This is a genomic window from Streptomyces yunnanensis (assembly GCF_029011865.1).
GTDB lineage: Bacteria > Actinomycetota > Actinomycetes > Streptomycetales > Streptomycetaceae > Streptomyces > Streptomyces yunnanensis.
Genome location: NZ_CP095749.1, coordinates 2,013,282 through 2,031,903, shown reverse-complemented (window position 1 = coordinate 2,031,903; position 18,622 = coordinate 2,013,282). Strand labels below are relative to the sequence as shown.

Below are 18,622 nucleotides of genomic sequence, written 5' to 3'. Positions count from 1 at the left end.
GCGGCCCGCCCCCGTCACCCCGCGTCCGCGCCGCCGCGCTCGCCCCGGCCGCCGTGTTCCGCCCGGCCCTCGGGCGTGCCCTTGCCGAGCCACTCCCGCAGCTCTTCCTTCATCGACCGTTGGAAGGCGGTGACCAGTGCCTGCACCACCATCGGCTGCATATGGGCCGACAGCGACTTCATCCGCGCCACCTCCTCCGCGTCCGGCCCGCCGTCCCGGTACGGCTCCCACACCTCGTCCTTGAACAGCCGGCCGAGCTCCCGGGCCGCCGAGCGGGTGTGCTCGATGACGACGGTGCGCGCCGCCAGGATCGTCTCCAGCGCGATCGGCACGTCGAGCAGCCGCGTCCCCAGGTGCAGCAGCCCCGGATCGACCCGGAAGACCTCCGGATCCTCGGTGCGCACCAGGACGTTCATCGCGGCCAGTCGGTCGAGGTCCTCCTCGGTGAGCTGCCGGCCGACCCGTCGCTCCAGCTGGTCCCGGGTGGCGTCCTCCGCCTGGTCCGGGATCCAGCTCGCCACCAGGGCGCGGTGGATGGCCAGGTCCTGGGCGCTGAGATCGGGCGGCAGCTGCGCCAGGTAGCGTTCGATGGCGGACAGGGTCAGGCCCTGGTGCTGGAGTTCCTCGATCAGCGCGAGCCGCGAGAGGTGGTCCGGGCCGTAGCGGCCGACCCGCCGCGGGCCGATCTCGGGCGGCGGCAGCAGGCCGCGGGTGCTGTAGAAGCGGATCGTGCGGACCGTGACGCCGGCGCGGGCGGCGAGCTCGTCGACGGTCAGGCCGGGGGCGGACTCCATCATGTTCAACAGTATTGCTGTCTCACCAGTCCTGTGAAACCTTCTTCACCGCTCAGCGCGCAGCCGGGCCCCCTTCGGGCAGGGCCTGGGTCCTCCATACGGTCCGCAGATCAGGCCCACACCCTCGGGAGGCCGCCATGACCACGCTCCTGCGTATGCCCGGTGAGCCGGGCGAACTCACGCTGCCCGCCCTGTTGTTGCGCAACGCCGAGGACCACGGCGCACGGCCGGCCCTGTCCTGGCGCGGCCCGGACGGCGGTTGGCGGACGCTGAGTTGGGCGGCGGCCCGCCGCCGGATCGGTGAACTGGCCGCCGGGTTCCGGGCGCTCGGCGTCCGCCGCGGGGAGATCGTCCTGCTCATGATGGGCAACCGCCCCGAGCACTGGCTCGGCGACCTCGCCCTGGTACATCTGGGCGCGGTGCCCGTCACGGTCTACGGCACCGCCGCACCGGGCCAGATCGCGCATATCGCCCGGCACAGCCGGGCCCGCCTGGCCGTGGTGGAGGGCCCCCGGGAGCGGGCGCGCTGGGAGCCGCTGCTCGACGATGCGGCGGCGCGGCTGGAGCGGCTGGTGGTCGTCGAACCTGCGGACGGGCCGCCGGTCGCCGGTCGCGGGGCGGCGGGCCGGTACGAGAGCTTCGCCGCGGTGGCGGCCCGTGGCGCCGAGGCGTACGCCCCCGGGGAGTTCGAGGCCGCCTGGCGGCACGGCGACGCCGGCGACACCCTCACCGTGGTCTATACCTCCGGCACGACCGGTGACCCCAAGGGGGTGGTGGTCAGTCACCGCCATGTGCTGCTGAACGCGCTGGCGCTGGACGGCGTCGTCGAGCTGCCGGACCACGCCGCGCACCTGTGCTACCTGCCCTTCGCGCACATCGCCGAGCGGATGCTGGGCCTCTACCTGCCGGTCTTCCGGGCCTCGCACGTCTACTTGTGCGCGGATCCGGCGGCCGTCGCGCCGACCGCCCGTGAGCTGCGGCCGGCGCAGTTCTTCGGGGTGCCGCGGGTGTGGGAGAAGCTGGCGGCGGCCGTCCGGGCCGCGCTGGCGGAGCTTCCCGCCGAGCATCGGCAGGCCGTGGCGGCGGCGGCCGAGACCGCCCGCGCCCATGTCGCCCACCGGGAGCGCGGGGAGCAGCCGCCCGCCGCGCTGGCGGCGGCGTACGCCACCGCGAAGGCGCAGGTGCTGGACCCGCTGCTGGCGGCGGCCGGCTTCGACCGGCTGGTGTGGACGGCGAGCGCCTCCGCGCCGATGCCGCCGGAGGTGGTGCGGTTCTGGGCCGGATTCGGCATCGTGATCATGGACGCGTGGGGGCTGACCGAGACGGTGGGGGTGGCCACGACCAACGGCCCCGGCGGCTTCCGGCTGGGCTCGGTGGGCCGGCCGCTGGCCGGGCTGGAGGTGCGTACGGCCGCGGACGGCGAGATCGAGGTGCGCGGCCGGACGGTGTGCGCCGGGTACCTCCGGGCCGACGGGACGGTGGAGCCGGCCACCGGCGCGGACGGCTGGTTCCGCACCGGCGACATCGGCCGGATCGACGCGGACGGCTTCCTCTGGCTGACCGACCGCAAGAAGGAAATGATCGTGACGTCGACCGGCAAGAACGTCTCGCCGGCGCTGGTCGAGAACGCCCTCAAAGAGCATCCGCTCGTCGGGCAGGCCCTGGTGCACGGCGACGGCCGGTCGTACCTGGTGGCGCTGCTGGTGCTGGATCCGGAGCTGGCTCCGGCCTGGGCGGCCCGGCACGGCATCGCGGGGAGCCTCGCGGAACTGGCCCGGCATCCGGCCGTCCGTGCGGAGGTCGAGCGGGGCGTGGCGGCGGCCAACAATCGGCTGAATCGCACGGAACAGGTCAAGCGATTTTCCTTGCTGGGCGAGGAATGGGGTCCGGAATCTGGCGAACTAACGCCGTCGCTGAAACTCCGGCGCGGTGTTATTCGCCACAAATACGGACGAATCCTGGAGCGAATGTACGCCATGTGATCTCGCACACAGACGGGGCGGCGCAACTCGTGGAAGGTGTGCGACTGGCCGTTCGCGCAATCCGCGGTACCGGCCATGGCCAAGCGCTCCGAAAGTGAGAAACCAGTAGTGAGCACAGAAACCGTCGTGGATGAAGCCCAGCGGCCATCGGACGGGGGGAGCGGGATCCGGCAGGATGCGGGGGACGCCGGATACAGCAAGGGCCTCAAGGGCCGGCACATCAACATGATCGCCATCGGCGGCGCGATCGGCACCGGCCTCTTCCTGGGCGCGGGTGGCCGACTGCACTCCGCCGGTCCCGCTCTGGCCGTCGCCTACGCGGTCTGCGGTCTGTTCGCCTTCTTCGTCGTCCGAGCGCTCGGCGAACTCGTCGTACACCGCCCGTCGTCCGGCTCGTTCGTCTCCTACGCGCGGGAGTTCCTGGGGGAGAAGGGCGCCTACGTCGCCGGCTGGATGTACGTCGTGAACTGGTCCACGACCGGTATCGCCGACATCACCGCGATCGCCCTGTACACCCACTACTGGAGCATGTTCACCAGCATCCCGCAGTGGGTGATGGCGATGATCGCGCTGGCGGTGGTGCTCTCGATCAACCTGATCTCGGTGAAGATTTTCGGTGAGATGGAGTTCTGGTTCGCGATCATCAAGGTCGCGGCGCTGGTCGTCTTCATGTTCATCGGGATCTTCCTGCTGGCCACTCACCACCCCGTCGACGGGCACACTCCGGGCCTGAACCTGATCACCGACCACGGCGGTATCTTCCCGACCGGTCTGCTCCCCGTGGTGATCGTGCTCCAGGGCGTCGTGTTCGCCTACTCCGCCGTCGAACTGGTCGGCGTCACCGCCGGTGAGACCAGCGAGCCGCACAAGGTCGTGCCCAAGGCCGTGAACTCGATCATGTGGCGGGTCGGCATCTTCTACGTCGGCTCGGTGATCCTGCTGGCCATGCTGCTGCCGTGGAACATGTTCAGCGCCAACGAGAGCCCCTTCGTCACCGTGCTGTCCCACGTCGGCATCCCGCACGCCGGCGACGTGATGAACCTCGTCGTGCTCACCGCGGCGATGTCCAGCCTGAACTCCGGGCTGTACTCCACCGGCCGTATCCTGCGCTCGATGTCCATGGCGGGCTCCGCGCCGAAGTTCGCCGGGCGGATGAACCGCAACCAGGTGCCGTACGGCGGCATCATGCTCACCTCCGCGGTGTGTGTGCTCGGTGTCGGGCTCAACTACTGGCTGCCGGGCAAGGCGTTCGAGATCGTGATCAACATTGCGGCGCTGGGCATCATCAGCACCTGGTGCACGATCATGGTCTGTCACATGGTGTTCGTCCGCCGCGCCAAGGAGGGCCTGGTCGAGCGCCCGCGCTTCCGCCTGCCGGGCACGCCGGTCACCGACATCGCCACCATCGTCTTCCTGCTCGGCGTCATCGTGCTGATGTGGTTCGACGACGGCGTCGGCCGGCAGACCGTGCTGCTGATCCCGGTGCTCGCCGCGGCGCTGGTCGGCGGCTGGTTCGCGGTCCGCGGACGGGTCCGCCGGATCGCCGAGGAGCGCGAACTCGCCGAGTAGTCCAGGCGAGGACGCACGCCCGCACAGCGGAGGGCGGCCGCGGAGGACCGGAGGGTCGCCGTGGCCGCCCTCGTGTGTCCGGGCCCGTTGTCAGTGGTCGCCCTTACCGTGGGGTCATGGCTGAGAAAACGGGGATCGACGCCGCCATCACCTACCTCAAGGGTGATGCCACCGCGCCTCAGGGCAAGGGCGTCAAAATGATCGTGCACGTCTGCAACGACCTCGGGGGCTGGGGCAAGGGCTTCGTGCTCGCCCTCTCCCGCCGCTGGCCGGAGCCGGAGCGGGCCTACCGCCGCTGGCACCGCGAGCGGGCACGCAACGACTTCGGGCTGGGCGCCGTCCAGTTCGTGTCGGTCGATGAGCATCTGTGGGTGGCCAATGTCGTCGGGCAACGGGGTACGAGGATCGGCAGCAAGGGCGTGCCGGTGCGGTACGAGGCGATAGCGGCCGGGCTCGGCCGGGTCGCGGACAAGGCGCTGGAGCTGGGTGCCTCGGTCCATATGCCGCGGATCGGCTGCGGGTTGGCGGGCGGGAAGTGGTCCCGGGTGGAGCCGCTGATAACCCAGCGGCTGATCGGCCGCGGGGTTGCCGTGACGGTCTACGACCACTGACGGTCCCGGGAGGGCGGGCCGTCCGGCGGGCCGGCGGATCGGCTGCCGAGGCCGATCCGCCGCCCTGCCGGGTCGGTCAGCCGCTGACGACCGGATAGTGGTCGGAGAGGTTGGTGTAGGTGTAGTCCTTGCCCCAGCTGGAGACGGTCCAGGGCGCCGACTGCTCCTTGATCACGGTGTTCCGCCAACCGGTCGGCCGGGCATGGCCGTTGCGGAACAGCACATAGTCCAGGTCCTCGCGGGGGTCGTTCGGGTAGCGGTACGCGGCGATCGAGTTCTCCTGGGTGTCGAAGGAGTACGGGTGGCCCGTGCGGCTGTCCGCGGGAGCCAGGTCGGCGTTGGCCAGCAGCGCGTCGTACTCCGAGCCGTGGGAGTCGATGTTCATGTCGCCGGCGACCATGATCTCCTCGTCCGCCGGGATGTTCTTGGCATCGAGGAAGGCGTCCATCTCCTTGAGCTGCTTGGCGCGGTCGGCCGCCGCCTCCCCCGCCTTGCAGCCCGAGTCGGTGGACTGGGTGTGGGTGCCGACCACATGCACCTTGGTGCCGTTGACGTCCAACACCGCATAGACGAAGCCCTTGTTGGAGAAGGAGTCCGAACCGCAGGCGTCCTTGTAGATGTACTGCTCCTTGCGCAGCACGGGCCACTTGCTCAGCAGCGTCACCCCGCCGTCCTCGGGCGTGACGGCGGAGTAGGCGCCACCGGTGGCGTCCCACCCGCTCCGGCTGCGGCCGACCACCGGCGTCTGGTGCGGGTACTCCGCGGCGGCCTGCGACTTCAGTGCGTCGGAGGAGGAGTTGTCGAAGGCTTCCTGGAGCACGACGACGTCGTTGCCGTGGAAGAAGTCCGCGGAGGCGATGGCCTGTGCGCGGTGGTCCTGGCCCCAGTTGGGATAGAGGTTCTTGCTCATCAGGAAGGTGTTGTAGGTCAGCACCTTGAGCCGGGGCGCGCTCGCGGCCGACGGGGATCCGGTGGGGCCGGCCGCGGCCGACGGGGTCACGGCCGACGCGGTGGGGGACGCGACGGCCAGTGTGGCGGCGAGGGCCACGGCGATCGCGGCGACCCGGGACGTGCGCAGCGCGGAGTGCGGCACTGAAACTCCCGACAGAGGGGGGACTTGGGGTGGGGGACTCGAAGCGAGCCACGTGCAGTGGGGTACGTGGAGTGGAGTACGTGCAGGGGGGTGATGAACCGGCGACGCACATCAAACCAGCTGGAGTTACTTCTAGGTAACCTCTCGGTGGGCGGAAGATTGACAGACCGAGGCACTTGCTGAAGATCGCGCGCCGGATGTCGTTGGTCCCGCGGTGGACGGTCGACGCCACGGCCGTCCTGAGGTGCCGTTCCCGTGTCGCGATGGACAGCACTCGGCCGGGGGGAGGTCGTGGGCGCACCGGGTCATGGGATGCCGCCCGGACAGGCCGTCGTTACAAAGTGATTCGGTTAGTGTCTTTGTCGCTGACGGCTGCGTCGGACGGACACGGTCACGGACACGGTGACGGTTCCGGTGACGGTGGTGGGCCTCGGGTGCGAGAAGGGGGACCGATGGGGGACGAACGGAAGCTGCCGGCCCGGGCGTTGGAGCGGGCCCCGGGGGACGGCGGCGCGCTGACGGAGAGGGTCCTGGACGCGGCGCGGGAGCAGTTCATGACCTTCGGGCTGCGGCGGTCCACGGTCGATGACGTCGCCAAACGGGCCGGGGTCTCCCGGGTCACGGTGTACCGGCGGGTGGGCAACAAGGACGAGCTGGTGCAGCGGGTGCTGCTGCGGGAGTACCGCCAGTTCGTCGCCGAGGTGGACGCGGCGGTGGCCGGACTGCCCACGATGGAGGAGCGGATGGTGGAGGGGTTCGCCGCCGTCCTGCGGCTGATCCGGGGGCATCCGCTGATCGGCGGCCTGATGCGGTTGGAGCCGGAGACGATGCTGCCGTATCTGACGGTGGAGAGCGGGCCCTCCTTCCTCGCGATGCGGGGGTATCTGGCGGGGCACTTGCGGCGGGCGCGACGGGTGACGGGGGAGGAAGGGGACGAGCAGGAGAGCGGGGATCCGGTGGCGGTGGCCGAGCTGATGGTGCGGATCACCGTGTCCTTCCTGCTCAATCCGGTGAGTTGCTTCGAACTGGACGACGACGAGAAGGCGCGGGAGTTCGCGCGGCGCTATCTCATGCCCCTGCTGAATCGGTGAGGGACGGGAGACAGGTAGGGGGCGGACGGTGCGTAGGAGGTGCTGGGGCCCGGGCTGACCGATGGGCCCGGTCCCCGACTCAGGACACTAGCGGCGGCTGTGCAGCCAGCGGCCCGCCTCGATCGCGCGTGTCGCTCGGCGCCCCGGGGTCGTGAACGACGTCAGGTCCACCGGGGGACGGAAGCGGCGGACGGTGAGCGCTTGAGGGGCGGTGAAGGCGCGGAGGCCCTCGGCGCCGTGGATGCGGCCGTGGCCGGAGGCGCCGGAACCGCCGAAGGGGAGGGCCGGGACGGCGGCGAAGCCGAGGACGGAATTGACCGACACCGCACCGGAGTCGAGGCGCTGCGCGAGGGCCAGGCCGGTGCGGCGGTCGCCGATGAAGACCGCCGCGCCTAGCGCGTAGTCGGAGGCGTTGGCGCGGGCCACCGCCTCGTCGAGGTCGCGGACGGCGTTGACCGCGACGACCGGTCCGAAGGTCTCCTCGCGCATGGCGGGGGAGTCCTCGGGGACGTCGGCCAGGACGACCGGGTCGGCGTAGGGCGGGCGGAGCGACTCCGGGCCGCCCAGCAGGGCGCGGGCGCCGGCGGCCAGGGCGTCCTTGAGGTGGCGCTCGACGGTGGTGAGTTGGGCGGGGAGGGTGATCGGGCCGTAGGCGGCGTCGGGGCCGGAGCCGGGTCGCAGGGCGCGGGCACGGTGCACGATCCGTTCGCAGAGCGCGGCGTGGATCGGGGCGACGGCGTAGACCCGTTCCACGCCGGCGCACGTCTGGCCGGCGTTGGCCATGGCACCCCAGACGATGGCGTCGGCCGCGGCGTCCAGGTCCGCGCTGCTGTCGACGAGGACGGCGTCCTTGCCGCCGCATTCGACGAGCAGCGGGGTCAGCCGCTCGGCGCAGACCGCGGCGACCTTGCGGGCGGTGGCCGGGGAACCGGTGAAGGCGACCTTGTCGACGCCGGCGCGGGCCAGGGCCTCGCCGGTGGCGCCGCGGCCGGTGACGGTCTGGAGGAGGTGGGGTCGGTCGGGGACCGCCTCGGCGAGCGTTTCGGCGAGCAACACGCCGACGCCCGGGGTGAGTTCGGAGGGTTTGAAGACCACCGCGTTGCCCGCGGCGAGGGCGTAGCCGAGGGAGCCCATGGGGGTGTAGAGGGGGTAGTTCCAGGGGCCGATGACGCCTATCACCCCCAGGGGGCGGTGGGCGAGCAGCGCGCGCTGGTGGACGGCGAGCGGGCCGGAGGGGACGCGGCGGCGGCCCAGGACGCGGCGGGCGTTGCGGGCGGCCCAGTCCAGGTGGACGAGGGCGAGCAGCACCTCGGCGCGGGCGTCGTGCGGCGGCTTGCCGGTCTCGGCGGAGATCGACTCGGCCAGTTCGGGCAGCCGGCGGGCCAACGACCGCTTCCAGGCGAGCAGGCGGGCGCGGCGGCCCGCCCACCCGCAGGCCGCCCAGGCGCGGGCCGCCTCCCGGGCCCGGCCGACGGCGGCCCGGACCTCCTCGGGGCCGTGCACGGGATGCTCGCCGACCGGTTCGCCGGTGAGCGGGGAACGGGAGATCAGTACGGTCATCGGGTGTCCTCACGGGGCAGCGGGCGGAGCGGACGGTGCTGGGCCCAGGCGGGCCCGAGGTCGTCGAGGGTGTAGCCGAAGGGGTAGGAGCGGGGCCGGGACAGTCCGGGCCGGGAGTCGGGCCGGGCGGGCAGCAGCCGGACCACGGTGGCCCGGGCGCGGAGCGCGCGGTGGGCCAGGGTCCGTAACCAGGGCGGCTGCACGGGGAATCCGAGGGCGCGCAGCAGGGGTTCGTCCAGCAGGGCGAGGGAGAAGCGGGCGACGGCGGGGCGGAGGGCGGCCGGGTACCAGGAGGCCATGACCCGGAAGGTGGCGTTGGCGACCCGGTGGTTGGCCGGGTCGTAGGCGAACATCGCAGCCTCGTAGTCGTCGAGGAGCTTCTCGTAGCCGGCCATGGTGCGGGGCGCGTCGGGGATGCCCATCAGCTCGGCGAGCTTGTGGCCGACCAGGGCGAGCGCGGCCTTCTCGTTGGCGCACAGGGGGCGCCAGCCGTAGCGGTCGATCCAGCGCCCGGGGCCGACGACGGTGGTGGCGAGGACGTAGCGGAAGTCGTCGTCGGGGATGCGGTACTTGCCGTGGATGCGGTTGAGGTGCCGGGCGGCGGCGCGCCCCCGGGCGGAGTCGAAGCCGTTGGCGGCCATCTCGTAGCCCAGGAGCACCGTGTCGTCGTGGCGCTTCTGTCCGTTGCGCTCGAACTCCTGGGTGCGGTCGAGGAGTTGGGAGATGCGCGGGACGCCGTAGTCGCGCAGGAAGGCGACCGAGACGCCCTGGGCGTAGTCCCACGGGAATTCGTACTGGGTGAGCCAGCGGAAGATCTGCTCGAAGTCCCGCGCGGGGTCCATTCGGCGGATCTCCCGCAGCCGGGTGTAGCGGCCCATGTGAGTGCCTCCTGAGGGGGACAGGTGCGCGGCGGTCTCCTAGTGACTGCCCAGGAGCCGGTAGCGGACCTCGGCCGCGTCGACGAGCACCTGGCCCGCGGTGACCGGTCGCAGGGTGAGCGAGGGCAGTCGGACGGCGAGGGGGAGGTTGGCGGGGACGACGTCCGCGCCGAGGCAGAGCCGCGGGGTGCTGACGTTCAGCCACGGGATCTCCAGGGCGCCCTGGAGGTAGGTGGCGTAGACGTCGACGTCGCGGATGTCGAGCTGGACGTGGAGGCGGTGGTCGGTGCCGTCGGGGCCGGTGACCCGCAGGCGGTAGTCGTCGGCGACGATCCGGGCGGCGTGCACCCAGAGGACCTTGATCCGGCCGCCGCCCGCGGTGGGCAGGTACGTCGCCCCGTGCACGAGGGCGTCGGTGGCGGCCAGGCGGGTGGCGCCGACGGTGGGGTAGTAGGGGCTGACGGGGTAGGTGGCGCGGCCCGGGCCGGGCTGTTCGCCGACGACGACGGGCGGGGCCAGGGCGGTCGTGTCGTCGGGGGCGCCGATCTCGCCGGGGCGGGCGGTCCGGGTCGGGGGCGCCGGTCGGTCGCCGCCGGACGGGGGCGGGCCGGTGGGCGGGGGGTTGTCGGCGCCGCCGGTGTCGAGGCCGGTCAGGCAGGGCAGCGGGATCCGGCCCAGCGTGTCGCGCGGGTCGCGGTCGGCCGCGCGGGCCGGCGCGGGGGTGAGCAGTCCGGCGGCGAGGGCGAGCGGGAGCGTCAGGGCGAGGGCGCAGGCACCGGGCCGCGGTGGCCGGGCGCCGCGGCCCTCAGGCGCTTTTGGGCGCGCGGTCACCGCCTCGGTGCCCGCAGCGGACGCCGTTCCGTCCGCCCCTTCCGTACCGCGGCCGGTCCCCGCCGACTCCGGTGCCGCCGGGTCCGGCAGCCACCCGAAGGCCATCGACGAGCCCAGCAGCCCCAGCCCGCAGCCGACCCCGAAGCCGCCCAGGTTGGTCGTGGCGAGCGAGACCAGGGAGGCGATGGCCGTCACCACGGAGACGAACATCCGCTGGGCGGGCGCGAAGACGAAGAACAGGCCACCGGCGATCAGCACCAGGCCGACGCCGACCGCGGACATCGCGCCGATGCCGACCTTCAGCATCAGCGGCAGCGGCGCGAGCGGCAGGGCGATCAGCTCCAGACCGCCGGCCACCGCCCACAGCCCGGCCCAGAACGGCCGGCGGCGGCGCCAGGACCGCAGCGGCCGGCGCACTCCGGGCAGGGGAAGGACCCGGTCGAGCCAACTGCCGGTCTCCTTGGCGAGTTCGGCGAGAAAGCCGAGGACGAAGGTGAGCACGGAGCCTCCAAGCGCCCTAGTAGCACTCTTTGCCGGAGTGGCTGAGCTCGATCTCGACCTTGTCGAGGGTGAGCGACCCGCCGTTGGAGGCCCAGGCGGTGCTCTTGACGTCGCGCGCCAGTGCGCTGGTCGCCTGGACGCCGAAGAGTCCGCGCGGCCCGTCGACCCCCGGCGCCCCGGTGAGCGTGGCGGCGTCCCGGCCCGCCTGGACGCCGGTCACCCGGCCCCCGCTGCTGGTGAGCGCGTCGGCGTCGACCACGATGTTCTCGCCCCGCACGGGCCGGTCGCCGCCGGAGCGGACGAGCAGCGACACCTCGCCGACCAACGGCAGTCGCTGCTTCATCGACAGGCAGACGCCCTTGGCCGTACCGGTCCTGATGCCGGCCAGCAGCACCGCGTGGCCGGTGCCGTCCGAGCCGCCGAGCGACGACGGGAAGCTGGCGATCCCCTGGCCGGTGATCTCGTCGGCGGAGACCTTGAAGTTCTTGCCGGACACCGCAAAGGAGGCCGCCATCGCACCCTGCGCCAGGGCGAGCACCAGCGCCCCGACGCAGGCCGTGCTCGGCACCAGCATCACGGCGGTGCGCTTCCAGTGCGTCCGTCCCTCGGGGCTCAACTCACATGTGCTCGCGGCCATTTCGGGGACCTCCCGATGGAGTGAGTCAATGTTACAAGGACTATTGACTTGTTTCACGAGCCGCGTCAACACTGCTGACACGGATTCAGCGAGGAGGCGGGAATGGACACCGCGGCAGCATCCGACACCCCCTTCGGCCATGCGGCGGGGCGCCTCCCCGCCCAGGTCCGGTCGCCCCGCCGGGGCGGCGTCGCCTGGCGCCATTTCGGCGACATCCGAGCCTTTTTGACGTCCCCTCAGCTCCTGCTGCTGCAGGTCGCGCACCCCGTCGTCGGCGCCGGCGTGGCCGCTCACTCGAACTTCCGCGCCGAGCCCTGGCAACGACTCCTGCGCACCGTCGGCTCGCTGGGCACGGTCGTCTACGGCGGGCAGGCCGCGGCCACCGCCGAGGCCCGGCGGCTGATCGAGGTCCACCGGGAGATGAAGGGCACCGACGCGCAGGGCCGCCGCTACCACGCGCTGCACCCCGAGGCGTACCACTGGGTGCACGCCACCCTCGTCCGCGGCCCGGTGGACGCGCTCCGGCTCTTCGGGCCGGGCCTGACGGCGGAGGAGACCGAGGAGTACTACCGCGAGATGCGGGACGTCGGCCGGGTCTGGGGCCTGAAGGACCATCACCTGCCGCCCGACTGGGCGTCGTTCTGTGCCTACTACGACCGTGTGGTGGCCGAGCGGCTGGAGCTCAACGACGCGGTGCGGGACGTCCTGGCGGAACTGGCCCGGCCGCAGAAGCCGCCGGTGTGGTGGGCCCCGGCGGTGCTCTGGCGGCCGTTCGCCGCGCTCGCCGCCCACTACGCCCTGCTGGTTACCATCGGCGTGTTGCCGCCCGTCCTCCGCGAGCGGTTCGGGCTCGCCTGGACCGACCGCCGGCAGCGCCGGCTGCGCCGGTTCGCCCGGGTGGTGCGCTGCCTGATGGCGCCGGTGCCGCCGCCGCTGCGGATCGCCCCGGCGCTGTTCCTGGCCTACTGGAACACCCACCGGCCCGGCACCGACCCGCGGACCCGCCGGCCGCTGGGCGCCGCCGTATGATGAGCAACCGTATGAACACGGCACGAACGGCATCAGAACGCATGGACCCGGAACCCCCGCCGCCCGGCGGCGTCCTCTGGTCGCTGGTCGGGGACGTCCGCTCGCTGCTGACCCTGCCCGCGGCGCTGACGATGCAGGTCGCCCACCCCGCGGTGGGCGCGGGCGTGGACGACCACTCGGTCTTCCGCACCGACCCGTGGGGGCGCGGCGAACGCTCGCTGGCCTCGCTCCAACTGTGGGTGTACGGCGGGGCGGAGGCGGTCGAGGAGGGCCGGCGGCTGCGCCGGCTGCACCGGTCCATCCAGGGCACCGACGCGTACGGCCGGAAGTACCACGCGCTCACCCCCGCGTACTACGCCTGGGTGCACGCCACCGGCTACCCCGTCTTCCGGCACGCCCAGCGCTACCTCGGCCGCCCCTTCACCCCGGCGCAGGAACGGCAGCTCTACGCGGAATGGCTCCAGGTCGGCCGGATCCTGGGCATCCACGACCGGGACATGCCGCAGACCATCGAGGAGTTCTGGCCGTACTACCGCGAGGTCCTCGACACCGAGATCGCGGAGACCGTGGTGGTGCGGGAGTTGATCGCCACCGACCGGCCGCTGCCGGCGCCCGACCGCGGCCCCTGGTGGCTGCGGCTGCTGCTCCGGCTGGCCTGGCCGGCGATCATGCCGGGGTTCGCCCGCTTCCGCCGGTTCGTCACCATCGGCCTGATGCCGCCGGACGCCCGGCGCGCCATCGGCCTCCCGTGGACCGCCGCCCAGGAGCGCAGGCTGCGCCGCCTGGGGCTGGCAGTGCGGCTGATGACGCCGGTGCTGCCGGAACGGCTGCGGTTCATGCCGATCGCCCGCCGGGCCCGCCGGAAGCGCCGGACGGCCCGCAGCTGAGCCGCGGACGGGCGGAGCCGGGCATGCCCCGACCCCGCCCGCCGCGCCCGGTCAGTGACCGTCGTGCACGTCGTGGGTGGCCGCGATCTGCTTCCAGGACTTGGGCTGGGCGACCAGACCCTGCGCGGCGAACGCCCGCGCGCCCGCGCCGGCCGCCGGCTTGGTCGGCTGGTACAGCCAGGTGTCGAAGAAGCCGGCCAGCGGCTGCCCGGACTTCCGCTCGGCGAACTTCACGAAGTCCCCGACCGCGGCGTTGCCGTACCGGTGCTCCGTCGGCCAGGACTTGAGGATGTCGAAGAACACCTTGTCGCCGAGCTTGTTGCGCAGCGCCTGGAGGGCCAGCGCGCCCCGGTCGTAGACCGCGGAGTCGAACTGCTTGTCCGCGCCCGGGTCGCCCGGCTTCACCGTCCAGAACGCGTCGTCGGCCGGGTGCTGGGCGTAGACGTAGTCCGCCAGCTGCTGCGCGGTGCCCTCGCCCTCCTTCTCCGACCACAGCCACTGGCTGTACGAGGCGAAGCCCTCGTTGAGCCAGATGTCCTTCCAGTCCTTGAGCGACACGCTGTCGCCGTACCACTGGTGGGCCAGCTCGTGCACCACCACCGAGACGTTGGTGCCCTTGTCGAACGCCTGCTTGCCGTAGAACGGCCGGGTCTGGGTCTCCAGCGCGTAGTGCGCCGGGACGTTGGGGACGTAGCCGCCGACCGAGTTGAACGGGTACGGGCCGAAGACGCCCTCCAGCCACTCGGTGACCTCGGTGGTGCGCTCGATGCTCGCCCGCGCCGATCCCAGGTTGGCGCCCAGGTCCGGACTGACCGCGTTGATCACCGGTAGGCCGTCGGCGGTGGTGTCGGTGGTGATGTCGAACTTCCCGATCGCCAGCGTCGTCAGGTACGTCGCCTGCGGCTTGTCCGAGCGCCAGTTGTACCGCGTCCAGCCGAGCTTGGAGCTCTGCGAGGCCAGCACGCCGTTGCTCAGCGCCTGGGTGCCGTCCGGCACCGCGACGGAGATGTCGAACGTCGCCTTGTCGGTGGGGTGGTCGTTGCTGGGGAACCACCACACGGCGGAGTCCGGTTCCTGGGCCACCACCCCGCCGTCCGGCGTCCGGGCCCAGGCGGTGAAGCCGTCGATCTTCAGCTCGGAGGGCTTGCCCGCGTAGCGCACCACCACGCTGATGTCCTTGCCCTTCGCCAGCGGCGCGGCCGGAGTGACCTCCAGCTCGTGCTTCCCGGAGGTGGCGAAGGTGGCCTTCTTGCCGTTGACCCGGATCTCGCTGACCTTCAGGCCGAAGTCCAGGTTGAAGCGCGAGAGATCCTGTGTGGTCCGGGCGAGCAGGGTCGCCGTGCCCTCCAACAGGTCCGTCTTCGGCTGGTACTTGAGCCGCAGGTCGTAGTGGGAGACGTGGTACCCGCCGTTGCCGCTGTCGGGGTAGTAGCTGTCGCCCACGCCGGGGGCACCGGGTGTGCCGTGTACATCGGCCGGGGAAGCAGCCGACGCCGGGATCGCCAGCATCAGGCTGAGCGCCGCCGCACCCGGGACCAGGAGTCTGTGACGCACGAGTCCTCCAACTCGTAGGGGAGGTGGATCTCTTACGGAGCTTATGTGCGCATCGGCGACCGCGTCATGTCCATGGCCACATCTGACACATGACCGACATCTCATCGACATGCACCCCTGACGGCCCCCTTCTGCACGGGAGTTGACCCGCGCTACGGTCCGCCCGTGACAATACGATTGGGACCTCCCCACACCCCATGGAAAGCCCTGGTCGGCGCCGCCGTCCTCGCCCTCCTCGCGCTGCTCGCCGCCCCCGGCGCGGTGACCGCCGCCCCCGCCCCGCGGGAGAGCAAACCCGTCTACTCCTACGCCAACGCCATCCGCGAGACGGTCTGGGTGAACACCGGCCTCGACGGCGACGGCGACGGCCGCCCCGACCGAGTCGCCGCCGACATCATCCGGCCCGCCGAACCCGCCCGGCAGGGCCGTCGGGTCCCCGTGATCATGGATGCCAGCCCCTACTACTCCTGCTGCGGGCGCGGCAACGAGAGCCAGAAGAAGACCTACGACGCCCAGGGCCGCCCGGTCCAGTTCCCGCTCTTCTACGACAACTACTTCGTGCCCCGCGGCTATGCGACCGTCCTCGTCGACCTGGCCGGGACCAACCGCTCCGACGGCTGCATCGACGTCGGCGGCCGCTCGGACGTCCAGTCCGCCAGGGCCGTCGTCGACTGGCTGAACGGCCGGGCCCGCGGCTACACCGCCCGCAGCGGCGGCAAACCCGTGACCGCCGACTGGTCCAACGGCAACACCGGCATGATCGGGAAGAGTTGGGACGCCACCATCGCCAACGGCGTCGCGGCCACCGGCGTCCCGGGCCTGAAGACCATCGTCCCGATCGCCGGCATCTCCTCCTGGTACGACTACTACTTCGCCCAGGGCGCCGCGCTCTACGACGGCGGCCCCGACGGGCTCGCCGCCGCCGTCGAGAGCCCCGCCGCGCACAAGAACTGCGCCGCCGTCCAGCGCAAGCTCGTCGAGGGCGCCCCGCGCAACGGCGACTGGACCGACCTGTGGACCGAGCGGGACTACGTCCGGCACGCCGACAGGGTCCGCGCCAGCGTCTTCCTCGTCCACGGCATGCAGGACCTCAACGTCCGCACCAAGCACTTCGGCCAGTGGTGGGACGCGCTCGCCCGGCACGGCGTCCAGCGCAAGATCTGGCTCTCCCAGACCGGCCACGTCGACCCCTTCGACTACCGCCGCGCCGACTGGGTCCGCACCCTCCACCAGTGGTTCGACCACTACCTGATGGGCTACGACAACGGCATCGAGCGCGCCCCGATGGCCGACGTCGAGCGCGCCCCCGACACCTGGGCCACCGACGCCCGGTGGCCCGCGGCCGGCACCGCCGCGGTCCCCCTGTACCCCCGCACCGGCACCACCGCGGGCGTCGGCGTCCTGAACAACCGGCCCGCCCCGTCCGGCCAGACCGCGGTCCTCACCGACGACCCGGCGCTGGGCGAGGCCGACTGGGCCGCCGCCGTCGACCGCGCGACACCGGCCAAGGCCGGTTTCACCACCGGCCCGCTGTCCGCGCCGCTGCGGCTCTCCGGCGCCGGCACGGTCACCGTCACCGCCACCCCCAGCACCACCAGTGCCCACCTCTCCGCGGTCCTCGTCGACCTCGGCCCGGACACCATCCGGAACTACGGCGCCGACGGCGAGGGCATCGTCACCCGCACCAACAGCACCTGCTGGGGCGCCGGCACCACCGGCGACACCGGCTGCTTCAAGGAGACCGCCGCCGACGTCAGCAAGGTCGGCTTCACGGTCTTCAGCCGCGGTTGGGCCGACCTCGGCCACGCCACCGACCCGCAGCACGGTCACCCGCTGACCCCCGGCAAGCCCTACACCCTCACCCTCCAACTGGCCGCGAGCGACCACGTCGTGCCCGCCGGACACCGGCTCGCGCTCATCGTGGGCGGCACCGACGCCAACCTGATCGACCCGCCCGCCTCCCGCCCCACGCTCACCCTCGACCTGGCCCGCACCACCGCCCGGCTGCCGGTGACCGGGGGCGCCCCCGCCCTGGCCCGGGCGACCGCGGGCACCCCGGCGGTCGACCGCCCGACCGGGACCGGCCTCAAGGGCATCGCCCCGCCGGCGGACCCCAGCCGGCTACCGAACGGAGACTGACCGGCAGCGTCCGGCCAGGGGCCGCCCCGCGGGCACGGGGCGGCCCACCCCCCTGTCGCCGACCCCCGGAGGCACCCTCGTGACACCCCTCAGATCCCTCCGCTCCCGCGGTCTCGCCCTCGGCGCGCTGGCCGCCGCCCTCACCGCCGCGTTCGCCCCCTCCGCGACCACCGGCGCCACCTCGACTCCCCTGCCCCGCACGGGATTCGAGACCAGCCACGGCGCCCGCTGGACCACCGGGTCCGAGGAGGCGGCGTTCCTCACGGCCGTCGCCCGGGCCCCGGAAGCCTCGACCCGGGTCCGCCTCGACCGGATCGGCACCACCGCACAGGGCCGGCCGCTGCGGTTGGTCCGCATCGGCGCCCCCACCCCCGAACGCCCGGCCGACGTCCGGCGCGGCAACTCCGTGCTGCTGATCTGCTCCCAGCACGGCGACGAGCCCTCCGGCCGCGAGGCGTGCCTGACCACCGTCCGCGACCTCGCCTTCGCCCAGGACCCGGCCACCCGGCACTTCCTGGCGCGCACCAGCGTGCTGGTCGTCCCCACCGCCAACCCCGACGGCCGGGCCGCCGACACCCGCGGCAACGCCGACGGCACCGACATCAACCGCGACCACCTCGCGCTCGCCACCCCCGAAGCCCGCGCGATGGCCGCGGTGCTCCGCGACTACCGCCCCGACACCGTCTACGACCTGCACGAATACACGCCCAAGGCGCCGTACTACGTCAAGGACCTGCTCTCCCTGTGGCCGCGCAACCTCAACACGGCGGACCCCGTCCGCCGCGCCTCGGCCACTCTGTCCACGGACTTCGTCGGCCCCGCCGCCCAGGCGGCCGGCTTCAGCACCGGCGTCTACGGCATCTGGACCGACCCGGTGACCGGCGCCCCCGTCAAGCAGGTCGCCGGCGACGGCCAGGAGCGGATCCTGCGCAACACCGTCGGGATCAAGGGCTCCCTCGGGCAGCTCGTGGAAACCCGCGCGGACCCCCTCACGGACGCCGAGAAGGCCGACCCGGCGCTGAACAACCGCCGCCGGGTGACCTCCCAACTGGCCGCGCTGAAGGGCCTGTTCGCCTTCGTCGAGCAGCACCGAGGGCGCATCGAGGCGGTCACCGCCGCGGCCCGGGCGGCCGGCCTGGCCGACCACGGCCCGGTCTACCTCGGCGGCGCCGACAACGAACCCCCGGCCGCGGACCGGGTCCTGACCCGCCCGCCGCGCGCCTACCGCCTGGACGCGGCGCAGTTCGCCCGGGCCCGGGCCGTCCTGGCGGCACACGGCGTGCGCTGGTGGCGGGACGGCGACGGCGGCGCCACCGTCCCGCTGCGCCAGTCACTGCGCGGGCTGGTCCCACTGCTGTTGGACGCACGCGCCGACCGCCCGCTCGTGGCCGGCACCCCGATCGGCCGCTGAACAGGCACGTCCGAACAGGCACGTCCGAACAGGCGCGACCAGTCAGGCACCGCCA

General features: G+C 72.7%; 15 protein-coding genes. 8 read left to right on the top strand and 7 right to left on the bottom strand.

The features are described from left to right. Positions 1–14: 14 nt before the first annotated feature. The gene (locus tag MOV08_RS08930) at positions 15–797 is read right to left on the bottom strand and encodes a MerR family transcriptional regulator (protein ID WP_039630855.1); all 783 of its coding nucleotides are present in this window, start codon (positions 795–797) and stop codon (positions 15–17) included. 134 nt (positions 798–931) lie between these two features. Between MOV08_RS08930 and MOV08_RS08925 the strand changes: the two genes are divergently transcribed. From MOV08_RS08925 to MOV08_RS08915, 3 genes are all read left to right on the top strand, one after another. Continuing rightward, positions 932–2,776, top strand: a complete 1,845-nt coding sequence (locus MOV08_RS08925; protein ID WP_275306946.1) for an AMP-dependent synthetase/ligase — start codon at positions 932–934, stop codon at positions 2,774–2,776. A 75-nt stretch (positions 2,777–2,851) separates the two neighbouring features. Further along, the gene (locus MOV08_RS08920) at positions 2,852–4,345 is read left to right on the top strand and encodes an amino acid permease (protein ID WP_420834144.1); all 1,494 of its coding nucleotides are present in this window, start codon (positions 2,852–2,854) and stop codon (positions 4,343–4,345) included. A 116-nt stretch (positions 4,346–4,461) separates the two neighbouring features. Then, positions 4,462–4,956, top strand: a complete 495-nt coding sequence (locus MOV08_RS08915; RefSeq protein WP_275306945.1) for a macro domain-containing protein — start codon at positions 4,462–4,464, stop codon at positions 4,954–4,956. A 76-nt stretch (positions 4,957–5,032) separates the two neighbouring features. Here MOV08_RS08915 and sph read toward each other — a convergent pair whose 3' ends face one another. Next, the gene (gene sph, locus MOV08_RS08910) at positions 5,033–6,049 is read right to left on the bottom strand and encodes a sphingomyelin phosphodiesterase (RefSeq protein ID WP_275306944.1); all 1,017 of its coding nucleotides are present in this window, start codon (positions 6,047–6,049) and stop codon (positions 5,033–5,035) included. A gap of 452 nt (positions 6,050–6,501) precedes the next feature. On the opposite strand from sph, the gene MOV08_RS08905 reads away from it, so the two are divergent. Next, positions 6,502–7,140: a TetR/AcrR family transcriptional regulator gene (locus MOV08_RS08905; RefSeq protein ID WP_275306943.1), complete on the top strand. Its 639-nt coding sequence runs from the start codon at positions 6,502–6,504 to the stop codon at positions 7,138–7,140. 87 nt (positions 7,141–7,227) lie between these two features. Here the strand turns inward: MOV08_RS08905 and MOV08_RS08900 are convergent, their stop codons facing one another. From MOV08_RS08900 to MOV08_RS08885, 4 genes are read right to left on the bottom strand one after another with little or no spacing between them, the layout of a single operon-like run. Continuing rightward, positions 7,228–8,700: an aldehyde dehydrogenase family protein gene (locus MOV08_RS08900; protein WP_039630844.1), complete on the bottom strand. Its 1,473-nt coding sequence runs from the start codon at positions 8,698–8,700 to the stop codon at positions 7,228–7,230. After that, positions 8,697–9,578, bottom strand: a complete 882-nt coding sequence (locus MOV08_RS08895) for an oxygenase MpaB family protein (protein WP_275306942.1) — start codon at positions 9,576–9,578, stop codon at positions 8,697–8,699. Before MOV08_RS08895 ends, MOV08_RS08900 begins: the two co-directional genes overlap by 4 nt. A 39-nt stretch (positions 9,579–9,617) precedes the next feature. Next, positions 9,618–10,910: a DUF6114 domain-containing protein gene (locus tag MOV08_RS08890; RefSeq protein WP_275306941.1), complete on the bottom strand. Its 1,293-nt coding sequence runs from the start codon at positions 10,908–10,910 to the stop codon at positions 9,618–9,620. 16 nt (positions 10,911–10,926) lie between these two features. Further along, positions 10,927–11,547: a DUF6230 family protein gene (locus tag MOV08_RS08885; RefSeq protein ID WP_275306940.1), complete on the bottom strand. Its 621-nt coding sequence runs from the start codon at positions 11,545–11,547 to the stop codon at positions 10,927–10,929. Positions 11,548–11,649: 102 nt separating this feature from the next. Between MOV08_RS08885 and MOV08_RS08880 the strand changes: the two genes are divergently transcribed. Further along, positions 11,650–12,576 carry an oxygenase MpaB family protein gene (locus tag MOV08_RS08880; RefSeq protein ID WP_275306939.1) on the top strand — a complete coding sequence of 309 codons (927 nt, stop codon included), beginning with the start codon at positions 11,650–11,652 and terminating at the stop codon, positions 12,574–12,576. A 41-nt stretch (positions 12,577–12,617) separates the two neighbouring features. Further along, positions 12,618–13,463 (top strand): oxygenase MpaB family protein, encoded by an 846-nt coding sequence (locus MOV08_RS08875; protein WP_275306938.1) that lies wholly within the window; start codon positions 12,618–12,620, stop codon positions 13,461–13,463. 51 nt (positions 13,464–13,514) lie between these two features. On the opposite strand, the gene MOV08_RS08870 is transcribed toward MOV08_RS08875, so the two are convergent. Beyond that, a complete protein-coding gene (locus MOV08_RS08870) occupies positions 13,515–15,017 on the bottom strand; it encodes a M1 family metallopeptidase (protein WP_205368915.1) in 1,503 nt (500 codons plus the stop codon). A gap of 165 nt (positions 15,018–15,182) precedes the next feature. On the opposite strand from MOV08_RS08870, the gene MOV08_RS08865 reads away from it, so the two are divergent. Together MOV08_RS08865 and MOV08_RS08860 are read left to right on the top strand one after the other, a co-directional pair. After that, a complete protein-coding gene (locus MOV08_RS08865) occupies positions 15,183–17,156 on the top strand; it encodes a Xaa-Pro dipeptidyl-peptidase (protein ID WP_275306937.1) in 1,974 nt (657 codons plus the stop codon). Positions 17,157–17,235: 79 nt separating this feature from the next. Next, entirely contained in the window at positions 17,236–18,567 is a 1,332-nt protein-coding gene (locus tag MOV08_RS08860; RefSeq protein WP_275306936.1) for a M14 family metallopeptidase, read from the top strand. Positions 18,568–18,622 lie beyond the last annotated feature (55 nt).